The following is a 19,486-nucleotide window of genomic DNA, read 5'->3' on the forward strand; positions in this document are numbered from 1 at the left end:
CACCGTAGGAGCGCACTCGTAGGAGCGCACTTCAGTGCGCGATGGGGATTTCCCGGTAGAGTCCTATCGCGCACTGAAATGCGCTCCTACCCGATCACCCGCTTGAACGGCGGCAGCGCGTCGATGATGCGCTTGCCGTAGCGGCGCGTGAGCAGCCGCGAGTCGAGGATGATCACGCGGCCGGTGTCGGTGGAGGTCCGGATCAGGCGCCCGGCGAACTGGGTCAGCGTGCGCAGCGCATGCGGGACCGCGATCAGGTTGAAGGAGTTCAGTCCGCGGCTCTCGAACCACTCGCTCAGCGTCGAGGTCTGCGGATCGGTCGGCACCGCGAACGGCACCTGGGTGATGACCACCGTGGTGCAGGCCTCGCCCGGCAGGTCCAGGCCCTCGCCGAACGAATTGAGCCCGAACAGCACCGAGCCCTCGCCGGCGGCGGTGCGGCGCAGGTGCTCGTCGATCATCTTCTGTTTGGCGCCCTCGCCCTGCACCAGCACCTTCCTGCGCTGCGTGGCCGGCATCAGCTCGGCCACTTTTTCCATCTTCCAGCGCGAGGTGAACAGCACGATGCTGCCCTTGTCCCAGTCCAGTTCGGCGGCCAGGTACTTCGCCACTTCCTTCGGGTGACGTTCGCGGTCGTCCGGCGTCACCGGGAACGGCGGCACCACCAGCTGCGCCTGGTTGGGCAGGTCGAACGGCGAGGCCAGCGACACCATCTCCGCCTCTTCGGGGATGCCGTTGTCGATGGACAGCGCCTGGAAATCGCCGCCGCCGGTGAGCGTGGCCGAGGTCATCACCACCGAATCCACCTCGTCCCACAGCAGCTTGCGCAGCACCATCGCCGCCGACACCGGCGAGCAGTGCAGCACATGCTCGCCGTCGCGGGTGAGGGTGATCCAGCGCGCCATCGGCGGCTGGCCTTCCTTGTCCTCGCGGCGCCAGCCGGCCCACAGGTCGTGCTGCTGCTGGATCATCTCCAGCGCCATGCCCAGGCTGCGCTGCAGGCGCTCGTGGCCGGCGTCCTCGGGCTTGCCCTTGGCCACCTGCGCGGCCGCCGCCGTGGCCCAGTTGAGCAGGGTGCGGGTCTCGTCGGCCAGTTCCTCGATCGGTTGCTTCCACGCTTCCGGCAGGCGCCCATTGGCGGCACGCCACAGCGGCTCGCGCTCGTCCGGCGCCGGCGTCCACATCTGCGCGATGCCGTCGGCGAACACCTTGAGCAGCTTGCTGACGCGCGTCGCCGCTTCAATCGCCTCGTTCGGCAGCAGGTTGCCGAGCTTGTCCCTGTCCACCGCGCGATACGCGCCGGCGATGATGATCTGCAGGCGCCCGGTGCGCCGCGCCATGTCGTCCAGCGGCAGGCTGGCCGCCCCCTGGTCGATGGCGACATTGCCGATATGGTGGCCTTCGTCGAGCACCAGCAGCATGTCGGCGGGCGGTGCGATCAGCGGCTGTCCGTTGTCGGACTCGCCGATGGACAGCGCGGACAGCAGCAGCGCGTGATTGGTGACCACGATCTGCGCCTCGCGCACCTCGTTGCGTGCGCGCAGCACCGGGCATTGCGTCGAGTAGGCGCAGCGGCGCCCGGCGCAGCCGGAGGCCGGCGTGGTGATGCGCAGGCGCAGGCCGGGCGTGACCGCTTCCGGCGCATTGTCCAGGTCGCCGTTCCAGCGCCCTTCGGTGAAGGCGTGCATCAGCTTGCCGGCCACGTCCATTTCGATCGGCGCCAGCGGCCGGTCGTAGAGCGGCACGTCGTCGCCGAACATGCTGTCCTGCGCGCCTTCGCCCTGCGCTTCGGCGGCATTGCGCGTGCACAGGTAGCGGGTGCGGCCCTTGGCCAGCGCCACCGTGGCCTGCAGGCCGGTGGCCTTGAGGAAGTTGGGGATGTCGCGCTCGACCAGCTGCGACTGCAGCGCCACCGTGCCGGTGCTGACCACCAGCTTCTTTTTCGACGCCAGCGCGATCGGCACGCCCGCGGTCAGGTAGCCCAGGCTCTTGCCGACGCCGGTCGGCGCCTCGACCACGCCCACCCCGCCGGTGGCCAGCGCACGCGAGACCACGCCGATCATCTGGCTCTGCGAGCGGCGCGTGCTGAAGCCGGGCGTGTTGGCCTGCAGCTTCGCGTAGGCGTCGCGGATGGCCGTCTTCACTTCCTCGGTCAACGCCCGCAGCGCTTCCACTTTCTCCGTCACGCCGTTCTGCCGCCTGCTCCGTTCATGGCCGGCATTTTCCCATACCGGCGCGCAACCGCCGACCCACGCTGGTTCAGCGTGGCGCGCCGGCGTTTCCGCGCAGCGCCTTCGCCAGCGCCCAGGCCAGCAGCACGAAGCCTGCCGCTTCCAGCAGCGACAGCACGAAGTGGCCGATGCCCAGCCAGGTATTGAGCCCGACGATACTGTCGAAACTGCCGGCGGCGATCATCAGCAGCGGCAGCACCGCAAGCACCGCCCCGAGCAGCGTCGTCGCCATCAGGATCGCCAGCGCCCATAGCGCCGCGCTGCGCGCCACCGCCTTCGGCGCGCCGAGCAGCAGCACCAGCGCCACGCCCAGCGCGATCATCACCGGAAGGCGGTAGCCGACCGATACCAGCAGCGACGTCAGCAGTTGCGTGTGGTCCATGCCGCTCAGTCCGCCGTGACCAGGGTGGCGGCGCGCTCGCGTAGACCGGCGTAGACCGCATCGGTTTCAGGACGCACGCCATGCCATTGCTGGAAACTCTCGGCGGCCTGCTCGACCAGCATGCCCAGCCCGTCGAAGTAATTGCGGCAGCCGGCCGCGCGCGCCCAGGCCAGGAACGGGATCGCCGCCTCGCCATAGTTCAGGTCCACCGCGGTGGTCAGGCTGTTGACCAGCGACAGCGGCAGGCTGAAGGCCGCGCCGTCGCTGCGGCCGGCGGAGGTGGCGTTGATGATCAGCTCGAAGTCGCCCTGCTCGCGCAGCGCGTCCCAGTACGCCGAGATCGCCCGGCCCGGCTCGCTCATCGCATCGACCAGGGCGTCGGCGCGTTCGGGCGTGCGGTTGGCCACGACCAGTTCGAGGATGCCTGCGTCGAGCAGCGCCGGCGCCACGCCGCGCGCGGCGCCGCCAGCGCCGAGCAGCAGCACGCGGCGGCCGCGCAGGTCCAGGCCGTGGCGGCCGGTGAGGTCGCGCACCAGGCCGATGCCGTCGGTATTGTCGCCATGCCAGCGCGCGCCCTTGCGCAGCAGGGTGTTGACCGCACCGGCGCGCTGCGCGCGCGAGGTGGTGGTGGCGCACAGCGCGAACGCCGCTTCCTTGTGCGGCAGGGTCACGTTGGCGCCCACACCGCCGTCGGCAGCGAAGGCTTCCAGCGCCGCGGCGAACTCCTGCGGCGCCGCTTCGATGGCGCGATAGTCGATCTCGATCCCCTGCGCCCTGCCGAATGCGGCCTGGATGCGCGGCGACTGCGAGTGGGCGATGGGCTGGCCGAAGACGGCGTAACGGGCGGCGCTCATGGTGATCCTCTGCATGACCTAGACTGGCGCGATCCCGGCTTGCGGAACCTCCATGCGGACCCGATCGCTGCTGCTCGCGCTGACTGCGAGTCTACTCTTTGCGCCGCGGGTGACGGCACTGGCCGAATTCGGCATCGAGGGCATCGGCGTGGTCTCCACCCGCGCCGACGAACTGCGCGCCACGCGCTCGGCCGACGGCCGGCGCCTGGTCTGGGCCAGCAATCGCGAAGGCGGCGCCGGCGGCTGGGACCTGTGGCAGGCCAACTGGCAGGACCAGCGCTGGACCGAGGCGCGCCCGCTGCCGCTCGACACCGCCGCCGACGAGGTCGATCCGTTCCTCAGCGCCGACGGCCGCTGGCTGTACTTCGCCTCCAACCGCGAGGGCGGCCATGGCGGCTTCGACCTGTACCGTGCGGCCCTGCTGGACGATGGCGGCTTCGGCCCCGCGCAGAACGTCGGCGCGGGGGTCAACGGCGCCGACGACGAACGCTCACCGGCCCTGCGCGAGGACGACGGCACCCTGCTGCTGGCCAGCAACCGCACCGGCGGGGCCGGCGGCTGGGACCTGTGGAGCGCGCGCCGCGATGGCGACGGTTTCGCCGCGCCGCGGCCGATGGCCGGCGTCAATGGCGCGGGCGACGAACTGGATGGCACCTGGCTGGCCGGCGGGCGCGCGGTGGTGTTCGCGCGCGGCAATGCCAGCGGCGGCGCGCAGCTGCAGCTGTCGCATTGCCGCAATGGCCGGTGGAGCCCCGCAGAACCGCTGGCACTGTCGTTCAACGCCGCCGATGGCGACACCCGCGCCGCCTTGCCCGATGCCAGCACGCCGGGCGAACTGCTGGTCAGCGGCCACGCGCGCGCACCGCGCGCCGGCGGTTTCGATCTGTACCGGATGCGTGCGCCGGCCAGTGATGGCGGTGGCGACTGCCGGTAGCGGAACGCCATCACCACCACGCCCATCGCGCGCAGCGGCGAGACCGGTCAAGGTTTCATGCGGGGCAAGCCCCGCATCTACGGAGTGCACGGTTGCGGCAGCGAGCCCACAGGTGCCGGGCTCGCCCGGCACGGGCTTCACCGGTAAGGCTGCATGCGGGGCGAGTCCCGCATCTACGGTTGGCTGTCGTTGTCAGGGGCCGGCTTGCCGGCAAGCACCTCGGCGCGCCGCCGCTCGTACTCGACCTCGCCGATCCGGCCGTTCTGCTGCAGCCCGGCCAGCTCGCGCAGTTGTGCCTCGATCTCCGGCGGCTGCGGCGATTGCCGCTGCAGCCGCTGCGCGGCCGAAGGCAGCTCCGGCGGGCGCCGCGCGGCGCGGAGCACGGCGGCGATCACCAGTCCTATCACCACCGCGAACGCGGTCACGCCGACCACCCACACCACCCATTGCCAGGGCTGCATGCCGGGCGCATCCATCTCAGCCTTCCCGCAGCCAGCGCGCGATCTGCGGCGCGTAATAGGTCAGCACGCCGTCGGCGCCGGCGCGCTTGAAGCCGATCATCGTCTCCATCACGCAGCGGCGCTCGTCCAGCCAGCCGTTGGCGGCGGCCGCCTTGAGCATCGCGTACTCGCCACTGACGTGGTACGCGAAGGTCGGCACGCCGAATTCCTGCTTCACCCGGTACACCACGTCCAGGTACGGCATGCCCGGCTTGACCATCACCATGTCCGCGCCTTCCTCCAGGTCCAACGCGATCTCGCGCAGCGCCTCGTCGCTGTTGGCCGGGTCCATCTGGTAGGTGTGCTTGTCGGCCTTGCCAAGGTTGCCCGAGCTGCCCAGCGCGTCGCGGAACGGGCCGTAGAACGCCGAGGCGTATTTGGCCGAATAGGCCATGATGCGGGCGTTGATGTGGCCGGCGTCGTCCAGCGCCTGGCGGATCGCGCCGATGCGCCCGTCCATCATGTCCGAGGGCGACACGATGTCCACGCCGGCCTCGGCATGCGACAGCGACTGCTTGACCAGCGCATCGACGGTGACGTCGTTGAGCACGTAGCCGCGCGCGTCGATGATGCCGTCCTGGCCGTGCACGGTGAACGGGTCCAGCGCCACGTCGGTCATCACCCCCAGCTCGGGGAAACGCTGCTTGAGCGCGCGCACCGCGCGCTGCGCCAGGCCGTCCGGGTTCCAGGCCTCGGCGGCGTCGAGCGACTTGCACGCCGGATCGACCACCGGGAACAGATCGATCACCGGCACTCCCAGCTCCAGCGCCTGCTCGGCCTCGCGCAGCAGTTCGTCGATGGACAGCCGTTCCACGCCCGGCATCGACGCCACCGGCGCGCGGCCGGCCAGTTCGTGCACGAACACCGGCCAGATCAGGTCGTCGGCGGTGAACGTATTCTCGCGCATCAGCCGGCGCGAGAACGCGTCGTGGCGCATGCGGCGCGGGCGGTAACGGGGATGGAACATGGCGGTACTCCGGAAACGGGGGAATGGCTTATTGCAGCAGGTAGCCCTGCGGCTGCAGCGGTTCGGGCAGCGGACGTTCGCCCAGCGCGTCGAGCACGTCGATCTCGACGGTGCGCACCATGGCGTCCAGCGGCAGGTCGTTGGGCTCCAGGCCGAAGGGTTCCTCGAGTTCCTCGCCCAGCTGGTCCAGGCCGAAGAACGCGTAGGCCAGCAGCATCGACACCACCGGCGTGGCCCAGCCCAGCGCACCGGCCAGGCCGAACGGCAGCAGCACGCAGAACAGCCACGCGCAGCGGTGCAGCAGCAGGGTGTAGGCGAACGGCAATGGTGTACCGGCGATGCGCTCGCAGGCGGCCTGCACCGTGGACAGCGCGTGCAGGCGCTCCTCGAAGCAGCCGTACAGATAGGGATCGAGCCTGCCGGCGCGCAACGGCGCGGCCAGTTCGCCCGCGACCAGCGCCAGCAGGCCGTCGGGAATGTTCTGCCGCTGCAACGCGGCCTGCTGGTCCTGCTCCAGCCACGGCGCGGCGGCGGCGGCCTCATCCCGACCGCGCAGGCGCGCGGCCAGGGCATGGGCGAAACCGATCAGCAGCCGCGACACGCGCCGGCGCAGCGGCGCGTCGTCGGCCAGCAGCGCGTTGCCCTGGCGCACGAAACTGCGCGCCTCTATCAGCAGTTGACCCCACAGCTTGCGGCCTTCCCACCAGCGCTCGTGGCAGGCGTTGTTGCGGAAGCTCAGGAAGATCGACAGCACCAGTCCCAGCAGGGTGAACGGCGCCACCGCCAGGCCATCGGCGGCGAAGGGATGGTGCAGCTTGGCGAACAGGGCCACGGCCACCGCCAGCACGCCGATCGCCAGCACTCGCGGTGCGATGGCCGGCACGATTGAACCGCGCAGGATGTACAGCAGCTGCCAGCCGCGGGGGCGGGGTCGGATGATCATCGGTGGGTGGTCGCGCCTGCTGCGGGCCCTGTGCGCCGGACCCGTCTGCCGGCAGGGCCCGTCATTCTACGCCTGCCGGTCAGATGAAGCCGCCGCCCAGGCCCAGGCGGATCACGCCGACCACGATCACGGCCACGTTGAGCAGCAACCCGGCCTTGGCGCGGCCGCGGTTGCCGGCGCGGGTGAACAGCAGGCCGATGGCGGCGACGATCGCGCCTACCGCGGCGAACGGGATCAGGAACCAGTTGCCCCAGCCCAGCAGCGGGATGAAGGCCAACACCATCCACAACAGCGCCATGATGCCCCAGACCAGACTGATCAATCCCATGTCCTTTCCTCCACCGGTTGGTGCGCGCAAGATAGCCCGGAAACAGCCACGATCAAGCCTTCCGCCCGGTTCGCGGCCGATTCACGCAGCGGCGCCGATGATCCACCCGACACCCACCGGGGAGTGAAACCATGAAATTCCCGCTCGCCATCGCATTGGGCATCGCCTTGGCCGCCGGCGGCTGCGCCAGCACGTCCAGGGTCATGCTGGGCCAGGCGCGCGCACCGGTCGATCCGGCCAGCGTGCAGATCTATTCCACGCCGCCGGCCGGCTCGGTGGAGATCGCCCAGCTCGAATCCTCCAGCGCGGTCGGCTTCGGCACCCAGGGCCAGACCGACGCGGCCATCGCCCGGCTCAAGCGCGAGGCGGCGGCACTCGGTGCCAACGGCGTGATCCTGATGGGCGTGGGCGCCGGCGGCTCGCCGGTGGGCATGTCGGTCGGCGCCGGCAGCTACGGCCGGCATGGCGGCGGCGGCCTGAGCGTGGGCATCCCGACCCAGCAGAAGCGCGCCGCGGGCGTGGCGATCTGGGTGCCGCCGGGCGCGCGGTAGAGCGGGGAAAGCCCCGCAATTGGCGGGAGCTTTCCGGGTAGTCCACGGACTCAGGGTGCGGAGCAGCTATACAGGCAGTCGATATAGGCGTCGGCGCATTCGCTGACGCCTCCTCCTGCGGCCTGGCAGTCCTGATACTTCAATCGGCATGCCCTGGTGCAGAAAGTCTCCGCTGCATATGCCGCGCTACCGAGAATGGATGTCGCCAGAACACCGATGACAAGGAGTTTCGAAAACTTTTTCATGGCAGTCTCCCTAGACCTGAACGCTCAGGCGATTCCAGACTAGGCGCCTTGGCTTGCCGCCAAAGGGAACCAGTCACACTTCGGGGCGAATCAGACTTTTCCTACAGGCCCCGCGCGAAACTCCACCGGGAAGGTCGCGCCGGAATCCATCCGGCGTTGTTTCCGTATTCCCTGGAATGATGCCAGGCACCAAGCGATCCTCGACATCCCATCACTCAAACTCGATGGATTCGAGGTAGTGGCGGCATGGATGCCATGCGCAGATCCCCTGTGGCGACGGCCACCTTGTGACCGTCGCCAGTCCGAGCAGAAATTATCTTCTGCTCTGCGCCGGCACAAACACTTCATCCACGGCCTTCGCCAGCTGGTCCGGCGGCAACAGCCCCTGGTCGAGCAGGAAGTTGTTGAAGGCCAACCGGTCGAACCTGTCGCCCAGCGCCAGTTCGGTGCGCATGCGCAGTTCCATGATCCGCGTGTAGCCGTAGAAGTAGCTGCAGGCCTGGCCGGGCGAGCGCACGGTGTAGCGGTCCAGCTCCTGCGTGGCCATGGCTTCGGACAGGCCGACGCCTTCCACCAGCACCCTGCGCGCCTGTTCGCGGTCGGTCAGGCCGAGGTTGAGCATCGGATCGAGCATGGCGCGGGCGGCGCGCAGCAGGCGGAACTGCAGGGCGATCATCTGCCCGTCCAGCGGCTCGAACGGCACCAGCTCGGCCTCGGCGTACAGCGCCCAGCCCTCGACGTTGACCGAGTTGAACGCGAACAGCGTGCGCGCAAGCGAGATGCCTCGCTCGACCATCGCCGCGAACTGCAGGTCGTGGCCCGGGCGGCCTTCGTGCGCGCTCAGCGTCCACGCCGCCGAGCCGAAGTTGAAATCGTCGTACTGCGCCTTGCCGCCCGAGGCCGGATTGCCCAGCGGCAGCACGAAGGTGCCCTGCTGCCCGGTATTGCCCACCAACGGCGGCGGCAGGTAGTGCGGCGCCGGCGAAGCGGCACTCTCCGCCTCGCTGCCCAGGCGCATCTGCAGCGGGCGCTGCGGCACGTCGACGATGCCCTGGCGGCGGATGATCGGGTCGATGGCGTCGATGACGCCGCGGTAGTGCGCCTGGAGCCGGTCGTTGTCGATCTTGTCCTGCTTCAGCGCGCGGATCACCGCGGCAGGGTCGTTCGCATCGTCGACCTCCAGGCCCTTGGCCTGCACCACCAGCGGCGCCAGCTGGCGCATCATCGCGCGGGTTTCCATGTACTCCAGCTGGGCGCGCTGCACGAGCAGCGCCGGATCGACGTCCACGCCCACCTTCCTGAGCTGGAACGCATACAGCTCCGGCGGCAGGCGCGTATCGGCGCGCGCCTGCGGCAGCACGTCCTGCCGCGTCCAGGCGATGTAGTCCTTCATCTGCGTGGACAGGGTGGCCAGCGCCGCGTCCGCGCCCTTGATGTCGTATTTCGCGAACAGCTTGCCGATGCCGGCGACGTAGGTATCGACGTTGGCCAGCGCCTGCTCGACTTCGATCTTCGTGGGCTGCAGCAGGCCCGGCGTGCCGCTCTTCTCGGCGTAGCGCTGCCGCGCCAGCATGGCCAGCGGCTGCGTGCCCGGGGCCTGGCCGATGTAGGCCTTCAGCCGGTCCAGCGCCCTGGCGTGGCGCTCCGGCGCGACCTGGTCGGAAAGCAGGCCGTTGAGCCCGCTGAACACGCTCTGCGGCACGTCCACCCACGGCATCAGGTGCTGCTCTTCGAGCGTGCTGCCTTCGATGCTGCGCTCGGCCGCGGCGATCATGATCTCCAGGTCCTGGCGCACATTGGGGTCGCGTTCGAGCTGGAGCTTTTCGCGCAGCTGCGTGCGCGCCTTTTCCAGCGCGGCGCGGTAGCGCGCGGCATTGTCCGGGCCGAGATCGACGACCTTGTCGTCATAGCCCGGCACGCCGAAGAAGCTGGCCATTTCCGGCTGGAACGGCGCCTGCGCGCGCAGCAGGATCTGCGCCAGTTCGTTGCTGTGCGCCACCCATGCCGGAACGGCGGGAGCGGCCTTGGCCGGCGGCGTGGCCGCCGCGGCCAGCGGCAGCGGCGCGGCCAGGACAAGCGCGACGGCGAGGACGAGAGGTTTCATGCGTGGCTCCGGTAGTCGGAGCCGTGACCCTACGCAGTCAGCGGCAACGCGGCAAGATCGCGCAGTCGCGGTCGCGCGCGTCGCGCAGGTCCACCGGCGCATGCCGGCCCGGCAGCTCGGCCTGCAATCTCGAATAGAACCAACGCCCGTCGCTGCGCAGCGCGCGCACGTCGAGCTTGCCATTGCCGCGCGGGCCTTCGATGCGGATCACCAGGTCGGCGCTGCCGCCGTCGCCGAGCTGGCTGATGCTGCCGAACGGGAATGGTTTGGCCCGCAGCGGCCGGCCGAGCGCGTCCTCCACTTCCGGATCACGGCCGGCGCGGGCCATCGCTTCCCGGTAGGGTTCACTGCTTTCCAGCGGCGCGGCCATCTGCCGCAGGCCCATCCAGCTGGTCAGCGCCCAGCCGGCGACGATCAGCAGCGCGAACAGTGGCAGCGCCCACCTGACGTTGCGCTGCAGCCAGTTGCGTGGCGGCCGCTGGCCGGGCAATCCCGCGCCCGGCAACGGAGGTGGCAGCGACGACATCCGTGTCCTCCGTGCCGGCTCAGGGCTTGAGGCAGCGCGCGAGGAAGTTCTCGGCGATGCGGTAGCGGTGCAGCGCGTTGCTGCCGGACAGGCCGTGCTTGGCGCCCGGGTAGGTCATCAGCTCGAACGGCTGGCCGCGTTTCTGCAGCGCGCTCATCAGGCTGGTCGAATTGGTGAACAGCACGTTGTCGTCGGCCATGCCGTGGATCAGCAGCAGCGGCGAGGTCAGCCCGTCGATGTGGCTGAGGATGCGTCCTTCGCGGTAGCCGTCGGGATTGGCCGCCGGCAGGTTCATGTAGCGCTCGGTGTAGTGCGTGTCGTACAGGCCCCAGTCGGTGACCGGCGCACCGGCCACACCGCAGGCGTACTGGTCCGACGCCTTGGCCAGCAGCATCAGCGTCATGTAGCCGCCGTTGGACCAGCCCTGCACACCGATGCGGGCACCGTCCACCCACGGCTGCTGCTTCAACCAGTTGATGCCCTGGAGCTGGTCGGCCACCTCCACCGTGCCCTGCACGCCGTACAGCGCGCCACCAAAATCGCGGCCGCGGCGCGGCGTGCCGCGGTTGTCCATGGAAAACACCACGTAGCCGTGCTGCGCCAGGTACTGGTTGAACAGGTGGTCGCCGCGGCCGGGCCAGCTGTCGGTGACGGTCTGCGACGCCGGGCCACCATAGACATAGACCGCCACCGGGTACTTCTTCGACGGATCGAAGCCGGCCGGCTTGATCAGGCTGAAGTGCAGCTGCGTGTGGCCATCGGCGGCCGCCAGCCTGTCGAACTCGACCGGCAACTGCGCATCGCGGTACTTCGCGTAGGGATGCGACGGATCGGCCAGGTCGTTGTCCAGCAGCGTGGCGATCTTCTCGCCATTGGCGCGGTACAGCTCGATCTGCGGTGGCGTGGTGCTGTTGGACCAGCTGTCCACATAGACGCTGGCGTTGTTGGCGAACGCGGCGCTGTGCATGCCAGCTACGCGCGAGAGCTTGACCGGCGCGCCGCCGGCCAGCGGCACGGCGTAGATCTCGCTGCGCAGCGCCGATTCGACGCCGGCGCGGAAATAGACCTTGCCAGCGGCCTCGTCCACGGCCAGCAGTTCGTCCACCGGCCAGTCACCGGAAGTCAGCGGGGTCAGCACGGCGCCGTCCTCGCTGGCCAGGTACAGGTGCTCGAAGCCGCTGCGCTCGGAGGACCACAGGAAGCGGCCATCCTTGAGGAAACGCAGGTCGTTGTGCAGCGGCACCCAGGTCCGGCTGGTCTCGGTGACCAGGGTGCGCTGCCGGCCATCGGCCAGCGTGGCCTCGATCAGCTCCAGCGTCTTCTGGTCGCGGCTCTGGCGCTGGAAGGTCAGGCGCTGCGGGTCGCGCCAGGTGACGCGGGCCAGGTAGATGTCCTGCTCCCTGCCCAGATCGACCCACTTCGGCGCGGCGCCGGCGCGCGGCGCGACCACGCCCAGCTTGACCAGCACGTTGCGGTCACCGGCCGCCGGGTAGCGCTGTTCGACCATCTCCACGCGGTCGGCGTACATCTCGTAGCGCTTCTGCACCGGCACCGGCGATTCGTCGATGCGGGCGAAGGCGATCGCCGAGTCGTCCGGCGCCCACCAGTAGCCGGTGTGGCGGTCCATTTCCTCGTCGGCGACGAATTCGGCCACGCCGTTGCCGATGGTGGCGCTGCCGTCGCGGGTCAGCTGCAGCTGCCTGCCGCTGGCCAGGTCGATCACCCACAGGTTGCGCTCGCGCACGAAGCTGACGAAACCGCCCTTGGGCGAAATCTTCGGGTCGGTGGCGAAGCCCTCGCCGTGGGTGAGCTGGCGCACCGCCTCGCGGCCCTGCCGGCCCAGGTCGTACAGGTAGAGCTCGCCGCCAAGCGGGAACAGCAGCGTCTTCGCGTCGGGCGACCACTGGTAGTCCACGATGCCGGTCATCGCCGCGATGCGCTGGCGCTCGCGCCGCGCCTTCTCCTCATCGCTCAGGGTCTCGGCGCCGGGCAGCACCACCTTGGAATCGACCAGCAGCCGGGTCTGGCCGCTGGCGATGTCGTATTCCCACAGGTCCAGCTGGTTGCGGTCGCTGTCCTTGCCGCGCAGGAAGGTCACGCGCGAACCGTCCGGCGCCACCTTGGGCTTCATCAGCGTCGGCCCGGACAGCGGCGCGTTGCCGGTGATGGCTTCCAGGGTGAGCTTTTCGGCGTGGACGGCGGGCGTGGCGAGCATCATGGCGAGGGCAAGGAACAAGGGGCGCATGGGATTCCTGTCATGGACAGAACGGATCGCGCCATCCTAGCCGAGCCGGCCCGCCCTTGCCCCTGCCGTCAGTCCCGCCCGCCGCTCAGCGCCGCCCGCGCTGCTCCTCGCGCATCCGGCGGCGGATGAAGAACACCGTGAACAGCGGAATCCCCAGGATGATCAGGGCCCCGCAGATCGTCAGCCAGCCCACCGGTTGCGTCAGCATGTCGCGCAGTATCGGATGCATCGTCCCCTCCCCGTGCCGTTGTCGATGAAGGCAGCGTAGGGACAACGGTCGCGGACGGCCTTGCGCAGGATCAATCCGCGGCGCGAGGCACGAGCCGTCGTGGCGGGCGGCAACCCCACTGTGCTTCCATCGGCATCCCCGCTTCCTCCAACGTCACGGCCGCCATGACCGATCCCTCTCTGCACCTGCGCTGGCAGACCGCCGTCCATGCCCATGCCCGCCATCTCAACGACTACATCGCCCGCGGCGACGCCTGCGCCTGGGAGGGCATGGGCGACCCCGACGACGCGCCCGATCTGTCGTCCCTGCTTCCATCGCTGATGGAGCAGCTGCGCGCGGCCAATGCCGGGCGGGACGCGGAGGCGGTCGCACGGTTCCGCGGGCAGTGGCCGCCGCTGCACGAAGCCCTCCAGCCGTTGCTGGAGGACAACAGCCAGGGCATCGGCGCGCTGTCGTGGCTGGCGGACGGCGGACTGCTGGTACGGATCGGGGCCTGGTATGAGCCGGGCCAGGTGCTGGCAGTGCGCGGCATGGAGGTGCATGCCCTGCCCTACGTGGACATGTTCGGCGCCAGCCCGGACCGGCAGCTGATCGCCCTGGCCATCGACGACCACATCGAGATCCGGCGCGGCGACGAACCTGCTCCGGTAGCGAGGCTGCCGCTCCCACGGGGTGATGAAGCGCTTCCGCCAGTACTGGCGGCAATGACCGAAGCCGACGCGACGCTCCAGCAGCTGATTCCGTTCAACGACGGTCGCCGCGTGGTGGTGGTGCGCGGCGACGGCGTGTTCCTGTGCGGACCGGACGGCATCCGGCGCCTGCTGCCCACCGCCGCCGAGCTGCAGGAGCAGGCGGCCGAGGAAGAGCCGTACCCGATGCGCCTGGACATGGTGCACGCGGCGGTCTCGCCCGATGGCGAGTGGATCGCCTGCGGCCAGCAGGATGGTCGTCACCGCATATTCGACGGCCACGGCCAGCCCGTCTGCAAGATCGGGCCGCATGGCGAGTACCCGCACCATGCCGCCTTTTTCGCCGACGGCCGCCACGTGGCGCTCAATGCCTGCCATTTCTACAACGGCGCCACCATCGCCGTGGACACCGCGGCCTTCGACCGGATCGACACTGATTTCTATGAAGAGCACCCCGCGGTACGCGTGGTCGATCCCGGTGGTCGCATCTACGCCAGCGCGCCAGTCGCAGGCGGACTGGTGCTGGGCGACGCCTACGGCTATCTGCGCGCGGTGAATCTCGAGGGCACGCTGCTATGGAAGCAGCACGTCGGCAGCACGATCAGTGCGATGGCCGCTTCCGCCGACGGCCGTATGCTGGCCGTGGGCAGCCACTCCGGTACCGTGCACCTGATCGACCTGACCTCGGCCGCCGCCAATCCCGAGCAGGTCGGCGTGCGCGCGCATCGCGAGGTGCGCCGTTGGTTGTTCTGGAAACAGGAAGCTGCGCCGCTGGCGTGGTGACCGCCATCCCGAAAGATGCGCCGCCAAGGTGACGCGCCTCCCATGCCGGGCGCCTCTCAGCGCTTGCCGAACAACTGCTGGCGCTCCTCCTCGCTCAACGGCTTGCCCGCGTCCGGGTTGACGGTCGGGCCCAGCGCGTAGGCGCGCTGCGTGGCCGGGCGCATGGCGATGGCCTGGTGCCAGCGGTGCAGGTGCGGGAAGGCATCGAAATCGGCCGGCAGCTTGCTGTAGGCGCCGATCCACGGGTAGCTGGCCATGTCGGCGATGCCGTACTCGTCCCCGGCCAGGTACGGCGATTGCGACAGGCGCTTGTCCATCACCCGGTGCAGGCGCCGCACCTCGCTGTCGTAGCGCTCGATGGCGTAGGGAATACGCTCGGGCGCGTAGACGTTGAAGTGACCCATCTGCCCGCTCATCGGGCCAAGCCCGCCCATCTGCCAGAACAGCCATTCCAGCGCGGCGGCACGACCGCGCAGGTCGGTCGGCAGGAAGCGGCCGGTCTTCTCGGCCAGGTACAGCAGGATCGCACCGGACTCGAACACGCTCAGCGGCGCGCCGCCGTCGGCCGGGGCGTGGTCGACGATGGCCGGCATCTTGTTGTTCGGCGAGATGGCCAGGAAGTCGGGCTGGAACTGGTCGCCCTTGCCGATGTTGACCGGTACCAGGCGGTAAGGCAGCCCGGCTTCTTCCAGGAACAGGGTGATCTTGTGGCCGTTGGGGGTGGGCCAGTAGTAGAGGTCGATCATGAATGCGTCTCCGTGGGGGGAACCGTCACCGGGGATCGATACGGTAGCGCTTGGCAGCCTACCGGACGACCGTTAACCTGCCGCCTTTCCGCAACGCAGCATCCCTGCCATGTCCGAACACAAACCGCTGAGCCCCCTCCCGGCCCTGATCTTCGCCTCGCGCTGGCTGCAGCTGCCGCTCTATCTGGGCCTGATCGTCGCCCAGGGCGTCTACGTCTATCTGTTCGGCCACGAACTGTGGCACCTGATCACCCATGCGGCCAGCTGGACCGAGCAGCAGATCATGCTGATCGTGCTCGGCCTGATCGACGTGGTGATGATCTCCAACCTGCTGGTGATGGTCATCGTCGGCGGCTACGAGACCTTCGTCTCGCGCCTGGGCCTGCAGGGGCACCCGGACCAGCCGGAGTGGCTCAGCCATGTCAACGCCTCGGTGCTGAAGGTGAAACTGGCGATGGCGATCATCGGCATCTCCTCGATCCACCTGCTCAAGACCTTCATCGAGGCCGGCCAGCTGGGGCTGCCGCTGTGCGGCCCGGAACTGGCCGCAGGCGTGGCCTGCACCAAGTTCACCTCCACCGGCGTGATGTGGCAGACCATCATCCACTGCGTGTTCATCCTGTCGGCGATCGGCATCGCCTGGACCGACAAACTGATGTCCAACGGGCATTCCAGGCAGAACGGGCACTGATCCGGACACCGATCCTGCCGATGGCCGTCACCCCGTGACGGCCATCGGCTTTCGTGCCCTCTGTCGCCCGCGCCTCGTGCAACCACGGGCGGCAATGCTAGATTCACCCTTCGCCCCGGGTCCGGCCGGCGTCGGGAAACGCCGCGCACCCATGACGGCCCGGGCGAGCATCCATTCGCGTTCGTCGATTCAAGGGGAAGATTGATGTCGTACGTCACGATCCACGGCAAAGCGCGCCTGCTGGCGCCCGCCCTGCTGGCCGTCGCCCTGGCGGCCTGCTCGGGCAAGGACGACTCCGCTCCGGCCGCCGCCGGCACGCCCGCCGGCCCCGCCGCCGCTCCGGCCGAGCCCGCGGTTTCGGCCAAGGTGCAGTCGATGGGCACCGACCAGCTGCGCGACTCGGCCAGCACCGCCCTGCGCGAGAACCGCATGTACGCGCCGGCCGGTGACAACGCCATGGAGTATTACCTGGCCCTGCGCGACAAGCTGCCCGACGACGCGGCGGTCAAGAGCGCGCTGACCGACCTGCAGCCCTATACCCTGATCGCCGCCGAGCAGAGCCTGGCGCGCGAGGATTTCCCCGAGGCCCAGCGCCTGGTCGCGCTGATCGAGAAGGTGGACCCGACGGCGCCGGCGCTGCCGCGACTCAAGCAGGGCGTCACCCGCGGCATGGAAGTGGCGGTCAAGCGCACGCAGGAGGAGACCGACAAGGTCAAGAAGGACGCCGAGAACCGCGCCAAGCAGCTGGTCGAGCAGCAGCGCCTGGCGCAGCAGCAGGCCGCCGAGGCCACCGCCGCGCAGCAGCTGGCTACGCGCCAGGAGGCGGCGCGCCAGGAAAGCGAGCGTCTGGAAACCGAGCGCCAGGCCGCCGCCAAGCGCGAAGCCGACGCCCGCGCCGCCGCGCAACAGGTCGCCGCCGCACCGAAGCCGGCCGCGGCCGCGCCCGCCCTGCGCGCGGTGAGCACGCCGGCCCCGCGCTACCCGGCCGACGCGCTGCGCTCGGGCACCTCCGGCGAAGTGCTGGTGGAACTCACCATCGGCACCGACGGTTCGGTCACCGATGCCCGCGTGCTGCGCGCCAATCCGCCGCGCGTGTTCGACCGCGAGGCCTTGAATGCGGTCAGGCGCTGGCGCTTCGAGCCGATCTCCAGCCCGACCACCACCCGCCGCACGCTGGCATTCCAGCCGAACCAGTAGATGCGGGGGCCCCACCTGGGGCTTGCCGGCGAGAGCATGCGCAGCAAGCTGCGCACCCGCGAAAACGAAAGGCCCGGAGCGATCCGGGCCTTTCGTTTTTCCTCATCAGAGGTGGAGTCCACCCGCCTGAACCCGTGTCGGCCGGGCTCCTGTGCCGGGCAAGCCCGGCACCGAGGGGTGCATCGGCTCAGCCCGACCTTACCTGCCGCACGCTGGCGTTCCAGCCCAACCCGCAACTACGGAACCCCCAGGAGCGCGCCTGGTGCGCGATGACTTCACCGGCGATATCCCATCGCGTACCGAGGTGCGCTCCTGCAGACAGGAAAAGGCCCGGAGTGATCCGGGCCTTTTCGTTTCTCCTGCGGCAGCCGCCGGGATCAGCCCGAAATCGCCAGCTTCTCCTGCCGGTAGCGCCATACCGCGATCGCCCACAGCAGCACCGCCAGCAGCAGCGACGCCGCCAGGTAGACGCCCCACTGTTCGGCGCCCGGCATCTCGCCGCGGGTCACCTTCACCAGCATCTGGTTCTGCGACAGGAACGGCACCGCGTACTGCCACAGCTGGGTGTCCTTCAGCGGGTAGGCCATCAGCGCATAGCCCGGCATCATCGCCAGCATCATCAGCCAGACGATGTGGCTCTGCGCCTCCTTCATGCTGCGGGCGCCCGCCGCCAGGCAGGTCAGCAACGCGGTGCCGATCAGCACCAACGGCAGCAGCACCAGCAGCAGCTTGCCCATCGCCATGAAGCTGACGTCCAGCGAGCCAGCCATGCCGCGGCCGATGCTGGCGCTGAACTTGAAGGACAACAGGATCAGCAGGATCGCCGTCAGGCCGACCGCCGCCGAAGCCAGCATCTTGCCGCTGACCAGGGCGCCGCGCGATGCCGGGGTGGCCAGCAGCGGTTCCAGCGACTGCCGCTCGCGCTCGCCGGCGGTGGTGTCCATGACCAGGTGCGAGCCGCCGATGAAGGCGAACATCATCAGCAGCATCGGCAGGATGACGGACAGGAAGATGCCGCGCTTGGCCTCGGCGGTGGCCAGGTCGCGCGTGCCCACGCTCACCGGCGCCGCCACCATCGGGTTGACGCCGCGCGCCATCAGCCGCAGCGCGCCCACCGATTGGCCATAGGCCATCAGGACCTTGCGCACGCGTGCCACCTGCACGTCGCTGGTACGGCGCGTGGTGTCGGCCACGACCTCGACCTTGGCCGGCTTGCCGGCATGCCAGTCGTCGGCGAAGTCCGGGGCGATCACCAGCGCCACGTCCTCGCGCTGGGCGCGGATGCGGGCTTCATAGTCGGCCGGCGCCTCGCTGGCGGTGATGCCGTGACTGGCCAGGAACGCCACCAGGTTGGGCGCGCGCTCCATGCCGACCACGGACAGCGCCATGTCCTTCTCCAGCTGGTTCTCCACGCGCAGGTTGCTGAGCTTGTCGATGCCCAGGAACAGCAGCGGGTACAGCAGCGGCGCGGTGAACAGGGTCAGCAGGAAGGTGCGGCGGTCGCGGGCGAAGTCGCGCAGCTCCTTGCGCATCACCGTGAACATGCTGCCAATGAATCCGGTCTTGTTCATGCGTGCAGGCCCTCCTCGCTGCCGATCAGCTTGACGAACGCGTCTTCCAGGTTGGACTCGCCGGCATGTTCGCGCAGCTCGTCCGGCGTGCCCTGCGCCACCACGCGGCCGTGCGCGACGATGACGATGCGGTCACACAGCGCCGCCACCTCCTGCATGATGTGGCTGGAGAAGATCACGCAGCGGCCTTCGGCTCGCAGCTCCTTGAGGAAGCCGCGCAGGCCACGCGTGGTCATCACGTCCAGGCCGTTGGTGGGTTCGTCGAGGATCACGTTCTTCGGGTCGTGCACCAGCGCGCGGGCGATGGCGGTCTTGGTACGCTGGCCCTGGCTGAAACCTTCGGTCGAACGGTCGAGGAAATCCTCCATCTGCAACGCCGCGGCCAGGCGGCCGATGCGCGCCGCGATCGTCGCCGCGTCCATGCCGTGCAGCTGGCCGAAGTACTCGATGTTCTCGCGCGCGGTCAGGCGCTTGTATACGCCGCGCGCATCGGGCAGCACGCCCAGGCTGCGGCGCACCGTGTTCGGGTCGACCGCGGCGTCCACGCCATCCACCACGACCTTGCCGGTCTCCGGCGTCATCAGCGTGTAGAGCATGCGCAGCGTGGTGGTCTTGCCGGCGCCATTGGGGCCGAGCAGGCCGGTGATCTGGCCGTCGTGGGCGGTGAAGCCCACGTCGTCCACGGCGATCACCGGCGTCTTGTCCTTGCCCTTGCCGGGGAAGGTCTTGCGGAGTCGTTCTGCAACGATCATGGAAGCGGATCCTTGAGT

19 protein-coding genes are annotated in these 19,486 nt (G+C 69.4%); 5 read left to right on the forward strand and 14 right to left on the reverse strand.

Annotated features, from left to right (window positions below; genetic code table 11):
• Positions 1–86 precede the first annotated feature (86 nt).
• The 3 genes from dinG to aroE form a co-directional block, all read right to left on the reverse strand.
• Complete coding sequence (gene dinG / locus AC1DGW_RS12260) at positions 87–2,186, reverse strand: ATP-dependent DNA helicase DinG (RefSeq protein ID WP_478023290.1); 2,100 nt, start codon at positions 2,184–2,186, stop codon at positions 87–89.
• Positions 2,187–2,259: 73 nt separating this feature from the next.
• Entirely contained in the window at positions 2,260–2,613 is a 354-nt protein-coding gene (locus AC1DGW_RS12265; protein WP_478023292.1) for a hypothetical protein, read from the reverse strand.
• Positions 2,614–2,618: 5 nt separating this feature from the next.
• Positions 2,619–3,467 (reverse strand): shikimate dehydrogenase, encoded by an 849-nt coding sequence (aroE, locus tag AC1DGW_RS12270; RefSeq protein WP_478023294.1) that lies wholly within the window; start codon positions 3,465–3,467, stop codon positions 2,619–2,621.
• A 52-nt stretch (positions 3,468–3,519) separates the two neighbouring features.
• On the opposite strand from aroE, the gene AC1DGW_RS12275 reads away from it, so the two are divergent.
• A complete protein-coding gene (locus tag AC1DGW_RS12275; RefSeq protein WP_478023296.1) occupies positions 3,520–4,401 on the forward strand; it encodes a TolB family protein in 882 nt (293 codons plus the stop codon).
• A 173-nt stretch (positions 4,402–4,574) separates the two neighbouring features.
• On the opposite strand, the gene AC1DGW_RS12280 is transcribed toward AC1DGW_RS12275, so the two are convergent.
• The 4 genes from AC1DGW_RS12280 to AC1DGW_RS12295 all read right to left on the reverse strand — a co-directional run bounded on the left by AC1DGW_RS12280 (position 4,575) and on the right by AC1DGW_RS12295 (position 7,139).
• The gene (locus AC1DGW_RS12280) at positions 4,575–4,862 is read right to left on the reverse strand and encodes an SHOCT domain-containing protein (protein ID WP_478023298.1); all 288 of its coding nucleotides are present in this window, start codon (positions 4,860–4,862) and stop codon (positions 4,575–4,577) included.
• A gap of 16 nt (positions 4,863–4,878) precedes the next feature.
• Positions 4,879–5,868: a porphobilinogen synthase gene (gene hemB / locus AC1DGW_RS12285; protein WP_478023300.1), complete on the reverse strand. Its 990-nt coding sequence runs from the start codon at positions 5,866–5,868 to the stop codon at positions 4,879–4,881.
• 28 nt (positions 5,869–5,896) lie between these two features.
• Positions 5,897–6,811 (reverse strand): bestrophin family protein, encoded by a 915-nt coding sequence (locus AC1DGW_RS12290; RefSeq protein WP_478023303.1) that lies wholly within the window; start codon positions 6,809–6,811, stop codon positions 5,897–5,899.
• 79 nt (positions 6,812–6,890) lie between these two features.
• Positions 6,891–7,139: a hypothetical protein gene (locus tag AC1DGW_RS12295; RefSeq protein WP_478023305.1), complete on the reverse strand. Its 249-nt coding sequence runs from the start codon at positions 7,137–7,139 to the stop codon at positions 6,891–6,893.
• A 131-nt stretch (positions 7,140–7,270) separates the two neighbouring features.
• Here AC1DGW_RS12295 and AC1DGW_RS12300 point away from each other — a divergent pair, with 131 nt between their 5' ends.
• Entirely contained in the window at positions 7,271–7,690 is a 420-nt protein-coding gene (locus tag AC1DGW_RS12300) for a hypothetical protein (RefSeq protein WP_478023307.1), read from the forward strand.
• Between the two features lie 558 nt (positions 7,691–8,248).
• Here AC1DGW_RS12300 and AC1DGW_RS12305 read toward each other — a convergent pair.
• The 4 genes from AC1DGW_RS12305 to AC1DGW_RS12320 form a co-directional block, all read right to left on the reverse strand.
• Entirely contained in the window at positions 8,249–10,039 is a 1,791-nt protein-coding gene (locus tag AC1DGW_RS12305) for a DUF885 domain-containing protein (RefSeq protein ID WP_478023309.1), read from the reverse strand.
• Positions 10,040–10,076: 37 nt separating this feature from the next.
• Complete coding sequence (locus tag AC1DGW_RS12310) at positions 10,077–10,565, reverse strand: cytochrome c oxidase assembly factor Coa1 family protein (RefSeq protein WP_478023311.1); 489 nt, start codon at positions 10,563–10,565, stop codon at positions 10,077–10,079.
• A gap of 19 nt (positions 10,566–10,584) precedes the next feature.
• Positions 10,585–12,810 (reverse strand): S9 family peptidase, encoded by a 2,226-nt coding sequence (locus tag AC1DGW_RS12315; protein ID WP_478023313.1) that lies wholly within the window; start codon positions 12,808–12,810, stop codon positions 10,585–10,587.
• 85 nt (positions 12,811–12,895) lie between these two features.
• On the reverse strand, positions 12,896–13,039 hold the full coding sequence (locus AC1DGW_RS12320) for a hypothetical protein (RefSeq protein ID WP_153191803.1): 144 nt from the start codon (positions 13,037–13,039) through the stop codon (positions 12,896–12,898).
• 164 nt (positions 13,040–13,203) lie between these two features.
• Here AC1DGW_RS12320 and AC1DGW_RS12325 point away from each other — a divergent pair, with 164 nt between their 5' ends.
• Positions 13,204–14,511, forward strand: a complete 1,308-nt coding sequence (locus AC1DGW_RS12325; RefSeq protein ID WP_478023315.1) for a WD40 repeat domain-containing protein — start codon at positions 13,204–13,206, stop codon at positions 14,509–14,511.
• A gap of 56 nt (positions 14,512–14,567) precedes the next feature.
• On the opposite strand, the gene AC1DGW_RS12330 is transcribed toward AC1DGW_RS12325, so the two are convergent.
• On the reverse strand, positions 14,568–15,257 hold the full coding sequence (locus tag AC1DGW_RS12330; RefSeq protein WP_478023317.1) for a glutathione binding-like protein: 690 nt from the start codon (positions 15,255–15,257) through the stop codon (positions 14,568–14,570).
• Between the two features lie 109 nt (positions 15,258–15,366).
• Here AC1DGW_RS12330 and AC1DGW_RS12335 point away from each other — a divergent pair, with 109 nt between their 5' ends.
• Both AC1DGW_RS12335 and AC1DGW_RS12340 read left to right on the forward strand, forming a co-directional pair.
• Positions 15,367–15,948 (forward strand): TIGR00645 family protein, encoded by a 582-nt coding sequence (locus tag AC1DGW_RS12335; RefSeq protein ID WP_478023319.1) that lies wholly within the window; start codon positions 15,367–15,369, stop codon positions 15,946–15,948.
• Between the two features lie 204 nt (positions 15,949–16,152).
• The gene (locus tag AC1DGW_RS12340; RefSeq protein WP_478023321.1) at positions 16,153–17,145 is read left to right on the forward strand and encodes an energy transducer TonB; all 993 of its coding nucleotides are present in this window, start codon (positions 16,153–16,155) and stop codon (positions 17,143–17,145) included.
• Positions 17,146–17,522: 377 nt separating this feature from the next.
• Here AC1DGW_RS12340 and AC1DGW_RS12345 read toward each other — a convergent pair whose 3' ends face one another.
• Together AC1DGW_RS12345 and AC1DGW_RS12350 are read right to left on the reverse strand one after the other, a co-directional pair.
• A complete protein-coding gene (locus tag AC1DGW_RS12345; RefSeq protein ID WP_478023323.1) occupies positions 17,523–18,716 on the reverse strand; it encodes an ABC transporter permease in 1,194 nt (397 codons plus the stop codon).
• Positions 18,713–19,468, reverse strand: coding sequence for an ABC transporter ATP-binding protein (locus tag AC1DGW_RS12350; protein WP_478023326.1), 756 nt, complete (start codon positions 19,466–19,468; stop codon positions 18,713–18,715). The genes AC1DGW_RS12345 and AC1DGW_RS12350 overlap by 4 nt, the downstream gene beginning before the upstream one ends.
• Between the last annotated feature and the right edge of the window lie 18 nt (positions 19,469–19,486).

This window comes from Stenotrophomonas sp. 05N423 (assembly GCF_056397145.1).

Coding starts and splice junctions, on each gene's coding strand:
- AC1DGW_RS12345 (WP_478023323.1), bottom strand. CDS start 18,716: ATGAACAAGACCGGATTCATTGGCAGCATGTTCACGGTGATGCGCAAG.
- AC1DGW_RS12305 (WP_478023309.1), bottom strand. CDS start 10,039: ATGAAACCTCTCGTCCTCGCCGTCGCGCTTGTCCTGGCCGCGCCGCTG.
- AC1DGW_RS12320 (WP_153191803.1), bottom strand. CDS start 13,039: ATGCATCCGATACTGCGCGACATGCTGACGCAACCGGTGGGCTGGCTG.
- AC1DGW_RS12290 (WP_478023303.1), bottom strand. CDS start 6,811: ATGATCATCCGACCCCGCCCCCGCGGCTGGCAGCTGCTGTACATCCTG.
- AC1DGW_RS12295 (WP_478023305.1), bottom strand. CDS start 7,139: ATGGGATTGATCAGTCTGGTCTGGGGCATCATGGCGCTGTTGTGGATG.
- AC1DGW_RS12265 (WP_478023292.1), bottom strand. CDS start 2,613: ATGGACCACACGCAACTGCTGACGTCGCTGCTGGTATCGGTCGGCTAC.
- AC1DGW_RS12315 (WP_478023313.1), bottom strand. CDS start 12,810: ATGCGCCCCTTGTTCCTTGCCCTCGCCATGATGCTCGCCACGCCCGCC.
- AC1DGW_RS12350 (WP_478023326.1), bottom strand. CDS start 19,468: ATGATCGTTGCAGAACGACTCCGCAAGACCTTCCCCGGCAAGGGCAAG.
- AC1DGW_RS12280 (WP_478023298.1), bottom strand. CDS start 4,862: ATGCAGCCCTGGCAATGGGTGGTGTGGGTGGTCGGCGTGACCGCGTTC.
- AC1DGW_RS12300 (WP_478023307.1), top strand. CDS start 7,271: ATGAAATTCCCGCTCGCCATCGCATTGGGCATCGCCTTGGCCGCCGGC.
- AC1DGW_RS12340 (WP_478023321.1), top strand. CDS start 16,153: ATGTCGTACGTCACGATCCACGGCAAAGCGCGCCTGCTGGCGCCCGCC.
- AC1DGW_RS12275 (WP_478023296.1), top strand. CDS start 3,520: ATGCGGACCCGATCGCTGCTGCTCGCGCTGACTGCGAGTCTACTCTTT.
- hemB (WP_478023300.1), bottom strand. CDS start 5,868: ATGTTCCATCCCCGTTACCGCCCGCGCCGCATGCGCCACGACGCGTTC.
- aroE (WP_478023294.1), bottom strand. CDS start 3,467: ATGAGCGCCGCCCGTTACGCCGTCTTCGGCCAGCCCATCGCCCACTCG.
- AC1DGW_RS12325 (WP_478023315.1), top strand. CDS start 13,204: ATGACCGATCCCTCTCTGCACCTGCGCTGGCAGACCGCCGTCCATGCC.
- AC1DGW_RS12330 (WP_478023317.1), bottom strand. CDS start 15,257: ATGATCGACCTCTACTACTGGCCCACCCCCAACGGCCACAAGATCACC.
- AC1DGW_RS12335 (WP_478023319.1), top strand. CDS start 15,367: ATGTCCGAACACAAACCGCTGAGCCCCCTCCCGGCCCTGATCTTCGCC.
- AC1DGW_RS12310 (WP_478023311.1), bottom strand. CDS start 10,565: ATGTCGTCGCTGCCACCTCCGTTGCCGGGCGCGGGATTGCCCGGCCAG.